9 protein-coding genes are annotated in these 6,983 nt (G+C 50.4%); 4 read left to right on the top strand and 5 right to left on the bottom strand.

Annotation, left to right across the window (positions count from 1 at the left end):
* The 4 genes from QZP87_RS05740 to QZP87_RS05725 all read left to right on the top strand — a co-directional run.
* Positions 1-595 (top strand): DNA-directed RNA polymerase subunit alpha C-terminal domain-containing protein (locus QZP87_RS05740; RefSeq protein WP_291321966.1); only part of this gene is annotated, 595 nt, incomplete at its 5' end.
* A complete protein-coding gene (gene rplQ / locus QZP87_RS05735) occupies positions 585-1,217 on the top strand; it encodes a 50S ribosomal protein L17 (RefSeq protein ID WP_291321965.1) in 633 nt (210 codons plus the stop codon). The genes QZP87_RS05740 and rplQ, both read left to right, overlap by 11 nt.
* A gap of 301 nt (positions 1,218-1,518) precedes the next feature.
* Positions 1,519-2,421 carry a selenium metabolism-associated LysR family transcriptional regulator gene (locus QZP87_RS05730; RefSeq protein WP_291321964.1) on the top strand — a complete coding sequence of 301 codons (903 nt, stop codon included), beginning with the start codon at positions 1,519-1,521 and terminating at the stop codon, positions 2,419-2,421.
* Positions 2,422-2,480: 59 nt separating this feature from the next.
* Complete coding sequence (locus QZP87_RS05725; RefSeq protein ID WP_291321963.1) at positions 2,481-3,548, top strand: peptidoglycan bridge formation glycyltransferase FemA/FemB family protein; 1,068 nt, start codon at positions 2,481-2,483, stop codon at positions 3,546-3,548.
* Positions 3,549-3,606: 58 nt separating this feature from the next.
* On the opposite strand, the gene QZP87_RS05720 is transcribed toward QZP87_RS05725, so the two are convergent.
* The 5 genes from QZP87_RS05720 to QZP87_RS05700 all read right to left on the bottom strand — a co-directional run bounded on the left by QZP87_RS05720 (position 3,607) and on the right by QZP87_RS05700 (position 6,730).
* Positions 3,607-3,963, bottom strand: coding sequence for a superinfection immunity protein (locus tag QZP87_RS05720; protein ID WP_291321962.1), 357 nt, complete (start codon positions 3,961-3,963; stop codon positions 3,607-3,609).
* Between the two features lie 72 nt (positions 3,964-4,035).
* On the bottom strand, positions 4,036-4,161 hold the full coding sequence (hmcD, locus tag QZP87_RS05715) for a sulfate respiration complex protein HmcD (protein WP_291321961.1): 126 nt from the start codon (positions 4,159-4,161) through the stop codon (positions 4,036-4,038).
* A 51-nt stretch (positions 4,162-4,212) separates the two neighbouring features.
* On the bottom strand, positions 4,213-5,391 hold the full coding sequence (hmcC, locus tag QZP87_RS05710; RefSeq protein ID WP_291321960.1) for a sulfate respiration complex protein HmcC: 1,179 nt from the start codon (positions 5,389-5,391) through the stop codon (positions 4,213-4,215).
* A 2-nt stretch (positions 5,392-5,393) separates the two neighbouring features.
* Positions 5,394-6,464: a sulfate respiration complex iron-sulfur protein HmcB gene (gene hmcB / locus QZP87_RS05705; protein ID WP_291321959.1), complete on the bottom strand. Its 1,071-nt coding sequence runs from the start codon at positions 6,462-6,464 to the stop codon at positions 5,394-5,396.
* Positions 6,461-6,730, bottom strand: a complete 270-nt coding sequence (locus QZP87_RS05700; RefSeq protein ID WP_291321958.1) for a hypothetical protein — start codon at positions 6,728-6,730, stop codon at positions 6,461-6,463. Before QZP87_RS05700 ends, hmcB begins: the two co-directional genes overlap by 4 nt.
* Between the last annotated feature and the right edge of the window lie 253 nt (positions 6,731-6,983).

Here is a 6,983-nt window from a genome sequence, read left to right as displayed (position 1 = left end):
GGTTATACAGCTCGATGTCCGCATGGGCAAAGGCTACATACCATCAGAAATGCACGAAGACCTCGATGAAGAGATCGGCCTTATTGCAATGGACGCCAGCTATTCCCCCATCCGCAAGGTCTCCTATACCGTAGAACAGGCCAGGGTGGGGCAGATGACCAATTATGACAAACTGGTTATGGAGATCAGCACCGATGGTTCAGTGCTTCCTGAAGATGCACTTGCATACAGTGCCAAGATTCTTAAGGATCAGTTGTCGGTTTTCATCAACTTTGACGAAAGTCATACAGACGTTAATATTATTGACACCAACTCAGATGATAGGCTTGATCCCCAGCTTTTCAAGACCATCGAGGAACTGGAGCTGCCTGTCAGGGCAGGAAACTGTCTTCGGAATGCCGGAATCCGCCTGGTGGGGGAGCTGATTCAGCAGTCAGAACACGAGCTTTTAAGGACTAAAAATTTCGGCAGAAAGTCCCTTGAGGATATCCGAAGGGTTATCGAGCAGATGGGATACGATTTTAACACTCAAATTGATAATTTTGAGCAAAAGTACCAGGAATGGCTGAAAAGGAAAGATTACGATGAGGCATAGAAAATCTGGAAGATCCCTGAGCAGAAATTGGGAACACCGCAAGGCCATGTTCAGGAATATGGCAAAATCGCTGGTGACCCACGAAAAAATAAAAACTACTCTGCCCAAGGCCAAGGAGCTATCCAAAGTCGCTGACCGCCTTGTTACTCTAGCGCTCCGCGGTGATTTAAGCGCCAAGAGAGAGGCCTATAAGGTGCTGGAAAATCACAAGCTGGTTAAAAGGCTTTTTGACGATATAGCTCCCAGGTTCGAGCGGAAAAATGGCGGATATACCCGAGTGGTCAAGTACGCCAGACCCCGGGTTGGAGACAATGCACCCCTGGCCCTGATAGAATTTTCCTTTGTTACCTCTGAAAAGTCCACAGCTCCCAAGGTTGCCGGCAAGCCTGATTCCATGACTGTGAGTGCCCCTGTTGCAGGTTCTGCGGCTGGGACCGCCGCTGCAGCTGGAATGGACCAAAAGTCCGCAGATCAGACCGAAGCACTGCATGGGCCTGTGCAGGATCAGCAGGAAGAAACTCTGGAAAAATCTGCTCAAGACAAGGAAAAAGACGTTGATACCTCAGGCCCGGATCACGAAGGAACAGAGCCGGAAGAACCTGATACCAGCCGGAAAAGTTAAATAATCAGTATCTGTTTAGCGCTTTGCATGTGGCACGGGGACTGGCTCTTTTGCCGCCGAATTTTTGGAGCAATGGCAAATTGTCAACCGGCAAAAGTGCCTGTCCCCAATTGGGCTCTTTTCCCCTGCTTTCTAAAAAGCGCCTAAACAGATACTTTTTTCCAGTTCAGCTGTTTGCATTAAAAAAGGGCTGAACTGTTACAGTAAGCAAGAGGGTCTGCAACAGACCCTTTTTTTGCGTATATATGTATTGAGTATTATAATAGTTTCAATTGAATATATAAATAATAAGTTATCAATCATGGAATTCAGAAAAATCCAGGCATTCGCCAGGGTGTATGAGCTTCAAAGCTTTTCACTGGCTGCCAAAGATCTGTTTCTTTCACAGCCAACCATAAGTACACATATAATCAGCCTGGAACAGGAACTGCGAGTATCCTTATTCGATCGCATTGGAAGAAAAGTTATTCCGACTCAAGCCGGCACAATACTTTATCAGGGCGTCAATGATGCCTTCAGGATTTTTGAGCAGACCAAATCCAGCATACAGGAGCTGACCAACCAGGTTTCCGGCCGGGTGATCATCGGCGGCAGCACCATACCTTCCAATTACCTTTTGCCGGCTGTACTGGCTGCATTCAAGCAGGATTATCATGATGTATGCGTGGACCTGCGCATCTCCGACTCCATTCAGATCAGCCAGGATGTACTTGAGGGCAAGCTTGATTTCGGACTTGTGGGGGGTTATGCAGATAATTCTGATCTAGATAATCATCTCTTGTTCAAAGATAACCTCCTGGTGGTGGCTGACCCCTATACAGCCTCGCAAATCAACCGGGGTTTATCAGCCCAGGATCTGCTGCAACTGCCGTGGGTGATGCGGGAGAAGGGATCCGGTACCAGGCAGGCCCTGGAAGCGGCCCTGCATAAACACAACATGGATGCCTGTTCACTGCCGGTGAAGGTCCTGGTGCAATCCACAGAAGCAATGGTGAGGTGTGTTCTGTCTGGACTTGGGGTTGGAATCACATCCAGGCTCGCAGTAAATGATTACATCAGCAGTAAACAGCTTGTGGAACTTGACGTTGATGACCTGGAAATGCACAGACATTTTTATCTCATCAAACACAAGAGAAGAACGCTTTTTCGTTGCGCATCGGTATGTATGCAGCATATCCTGGCAAGGCTGAGCCGAAATACATAGCGGGGACAGTCCCCTGGCCTTGTGTTGAGTACAGATCCCTATTCAAGAGAGTTGACAGAATGGTTATAACACTTCAACCCAAAGAACCTATCGGCCTTCTGCCGTCGGACATACTGTTCCAGACCCTGTATTGGGCCCAGGTTAAATCCAGGCTTGGATGCCGTGTGCTTGCATTCGATATCCAGACCCCTGCAGCCGAATCATTTGGAGATATGCTGGTACTTTTGCAGGGTCACGGTCCTGGTTTTGTAACCGCATATGTTCCCCAGGGGCCCGAGTTTTCACCTCCAAAGGACGATTACGGTCCTTTTCTGGAAGCCTTGTCCGAATCAATGATCAAGCACCTGGGTCCGGATACGGCATTTATAAGGTATGATCTTCCCTGGGAGTCTCAGTATGCCCAAGAGATGCAGAGAGGGGACTGGTACAGCTTCCCTGAATCCAGGCTGCGGGAAATGCGCATGAACATGGGTACCCAGTCATGGAATCTTAGAAAGCCTGCAATGGATATGACCGTGGCCAGCACTCTTGTGGTTGATCTAAGCCTGCCTGAAAAGGATATCCTGGGGCGGATGAAGTCCAAGACACGTTACAACATAGGTCTGGCAGGACGCAGAGGGGTGGTGGTACGGACCGGTTCCATGGAGCATTTGCCGGCCTTTTATGATCTTTATCTGCAGACTGCTGCGCGAAATGGGTTTGCTACGTGCGCATATGAACACTTCTCAGCCATTTTCAATGCGCATATATTCGACCCCTGCAACTCCGAGGTGCTTTTTCTGCTGGCCGACTGTGACCATGAGCTGCTTGCAGGGGGAATAGTGGCCATATCCGGGCAGACTGCACATTTTTTATATGGGGCCTCCTCCAATAACAGGCGGCACCTCATGGGTTCTTACGCCGTGCATTGGGAGGCCATGCGCCAGTCAAGGCTGCGCGGGTGCCTGAGGTATGACATGGGGGCAGTGTCCCCTGGAGCTGATCCTGAACATCCTTTTTACGGGCTTTACCGGTTCAAGACCGGATTCGGCGGCAGGCTGGAAGTGCGCAGCGGATCCTGGGACTTTCCTGTTGACGAGCAGAAATACCAGGCTTTTACCAATACGGACAACCTGGTGCGGGGGTAAGGGTTACACAAAAGGCCGGGCAAATGCCCGGCCTTTTGTGTTGAAGTTCAATATGTTATCAGGCTGTACTGCCGAAGCGGTCCAGGCAGTTCTGGGGGTGGACATTACCAGTAAAGCTCCATATCAGCGCCCCGATCCAGCCCACTACAATAATACCCAGAAATACATTCAGAGCGGCTATCTGGGCCAGCTTGTTGTGGCTTCTTATCAAGGCGATGACTGTTGGAGCAAGGTAGATAACAGCCCCGATTCCGAACAGGACCATGTTTTGGACGAACCACATGGCACTGCTTATGACGTGGGACAGATCTCCCTCAATGCCTACAATGGGGTCCGGTCGGCCGTCAGCGTAAGCCAGAGATACCGACAAAAGAACCAGGATCACGCCCAGTCCGGCAAATTTGATTGGTTTCATATCTTTTCTCCTGTTTTGAAGTCTTTGCAGGTCCCAAGAAGAGGCCGCGTTATGCTCCGCTGCCCCCGGACACTATTCTTCATCCTGGCCGGTTAAAAACAGCCACCAGCCCAGCATGGTAATCACGGCCACGCCCATAAAGATATAAGCCCAGTTCTTGGTGAATATATCAAATTCAAGCATTGTATAGAATTCCATGGTTCCTCCCCATTAATGGTTAAGATCCCCTGAATGCGGGATTGGGTTTAGTTAGTGTGAGCCCTTGAAGTCCGGATGTTCGTAAAAAATGGGCATCCGGGTGGAGATTAACTTGAACAGAATAAGTCCCACGGTGACAACAAAGATGGTTACTCCGATTTCCGCCAGAGCCGGAAAGTATTTCAGCTCTGAGGGCAGATGATAGTTGTAGGCCACCAGGGACACATTGAACCGGTTGAAGATGATTCCGAAGACAGCCAACACAGCGGTCCATTTAATGAGCTTTACGTTTTTATCCCGGACCCCTTTGGCGTACAGAAAGGCAGGCAGAGCAACGAATCCGAGCATTTCCAGACTGAAGATGAAGCCGTAGAACGTAGGCAGATAGCCCCAGTTGTCATTGAGGACCACACCGAAGAGCTTGATGAAGAAGTACCCGGCCATGATCCAGGCTGCGGCCTTGGCAAATCCGAAGGTTACATGGGGGGTGCCCTCCAGGTGCTCTTTGTCCATTTTGTTGTGATAATAGCGATGCGACAGGGTGCTTTCGAAGATGACCATTGAGAGACCGGCAAACATGCTGGATACAAAGAAGTAGATAGGCAGATGTGATGAAAACCACAAAGGATGCATCTTGCTCGGCAGAATCAGGTAGAGGGCGCCGAGAGAAGACTGGTGCATAGTGGAGAGAATGACTCCGAAGACTGTCAGCACCAGAGTGAGCTTGATTACGATATTTCTGACTCTTTTGAGCTTTAGCCATTCCAGGGGGGCCGGCAGCCATTCCAGAAAAAGGACAGTCAGATATAAAAAGACACACAGACCTACTTCAAACAGCACCGAGGTCGTGCCCTGCTGTACGAAAATCGGGTAAGCAAGCCTCCAGGGCTGTCCCACGTCGTAATGCAGGGCAAAGACCACAAGGGCATAGCCCAGAAATGCAGTAAGCACTGCAGGCCTGACTGCTGCGTGATATTTTTTGATTCCAAAAATATAACAGGCCGCAGCTGTGGTATACCCGCCGGCGGCCAGAGCCACTCCGCAGAGCAGGTCAAAACTGATCCAGATCCCCCAGGGATAGTAGTCATCCAGATTGGTGACCGCTGCCAGTCCTCCAGTAAACCGCAGATAGGTCAGATAGATACCCATGAGGACGATTAGCCCGGCTATTACATTAAAGGGCGTGATCCAGGGGGATTGGCCTGTGTCATGATGGTTATGATTGCTCATGATTAATGATCCTCCCTCTCGGTTTTGGCGGCGGCCTCATTCAAAGCTTTTCTTACTTCCTCCTCGATGGCGGCCTTGTCCAGGGTTTCGGATCTGGAAAGTCTTTCCGCCAGTCTTCGACCGGCTTCGGGTCCTGCCTCGGCAATAATCTGGGATACAAAACTGTCCCTTTCTTCCTTGGCTATCTTTTCTCTACGCTTGGATATGGCGTAGGCACCCACCAGAAGAACCGGCCAGAATGAAGCTATGAGAGGGACACCACCCAGAGCACCGGAGGTATAGTCTCCTGCGGCTCTGGTTCCAAGGTCCATGCGCATTCCAACGTCTTCAAAGGGCACCCCGGATATGTAGATCCAGTTGGTGCCGCCCATTTCGTGTTCCCCGTAAATATGTGACTGGTATTTGTCAGGGTTGTTGACCACCCGGACGCGGGCTTCCTTGAGCACCTCCTCCCGGGTGCTGAAATACATGGCTCCGGTGGGGCAGATTTCTACGCAGGCCGGTTCTCTGTCATCCTTGAGCCGGTGTTCACAGAAAGTGCACTTGGTCACCAGGGGATCAAGGGCTATGTGGTACTCGTATGCCGGAATATTGAAAGGACAGGCCATCATGCAGTACCGGCAGCCGACACAGACATTGGGGTCATATGTAACAGCCCCGTCGTGGCGCTTGGCAAAGGCCTTGACAAAGCAGGAATGGGCGCAGGCGGGCTCCAGGCAGTGCATGCACTGGATTTTCCGGTAAAGATCCCCGGCTCCCGGGGGCTTATCGTCGTACTGGTTGACCACTGTGTAGGTTTTCCAGTCCGTCCTGCGGATTTGTTGAAAGACCCCGGTGTCAAAAAAATCTACATCAGGTTCCGGCAAATGCTGTTCATAGTTGCACGCATCTTCACACTGCCTGCAACCGATGCACCGGGTGACATCAAAAAGGACTGCATAGCTGTCCGGTAAGCCCTTGACGTCCTTGACCGAGGCACCTGTGACACCATCCTCCGCGGCCAGGACCTTTTCGGCTCCTGCCACGCCTAAACCGGCGACACCCATGGCGCCTAAAAATTTTCTCCGGTTCATAAAAAACGCACCTCCTTGATAAAAACAGTGTTGGCAGCAATCAGCTTTGTTTCAAGCTCCCATGTACCTTGAAAACCATCAAAACAAGGCAAACCGGAGGTTTGCCAGTGTGCTGAACATAACTCAGGCTGTGATGTATAAACTTTCACAAACCGGCAGTAATTCATCGCCCCGGAATATCCTGCATCAAACGGCTGCAAAGGTACAGTCCCACCAGGCAGCAATGAGCTGTTTCCATAAAGAGCATTCCTGGCCTGATCTGTCAAGACATTCGTGCAAAAACTCACAAGAAAGTTTTTTATTCTGTCCGGGGATTGTTCCAGAAGGGACTATCCCTGCAACCAAACTTATTTGTGCCTCAAGGGGACTGGCTCTTACGGCAACCGCTTGAAGCTGAAAATCAGGCTCCAAAGGCACAAAAACACATTCAAGTGAGTGCCGGAGAGCCTGTCCCGTAAAAGTTTAGCAATTTGCAGGTGGCACGAGGACTGGTTCTCCCAGTCCTTGTTTAATAAAGTC

The sequence above is a fragment of the Desulfonatronospira sp. genome (genome assembly GCA_003563255.1).
Taxonomy (GTDB): Bacteria; Desulfobacterota; Desulfovibrionia; order Desulfovibrionales; family Desulfonatronovibrionaceae; genus Desulfonatronospira.
This window is presented reverse-complemented; position numbering and strand designations above follow the sequence as displayed.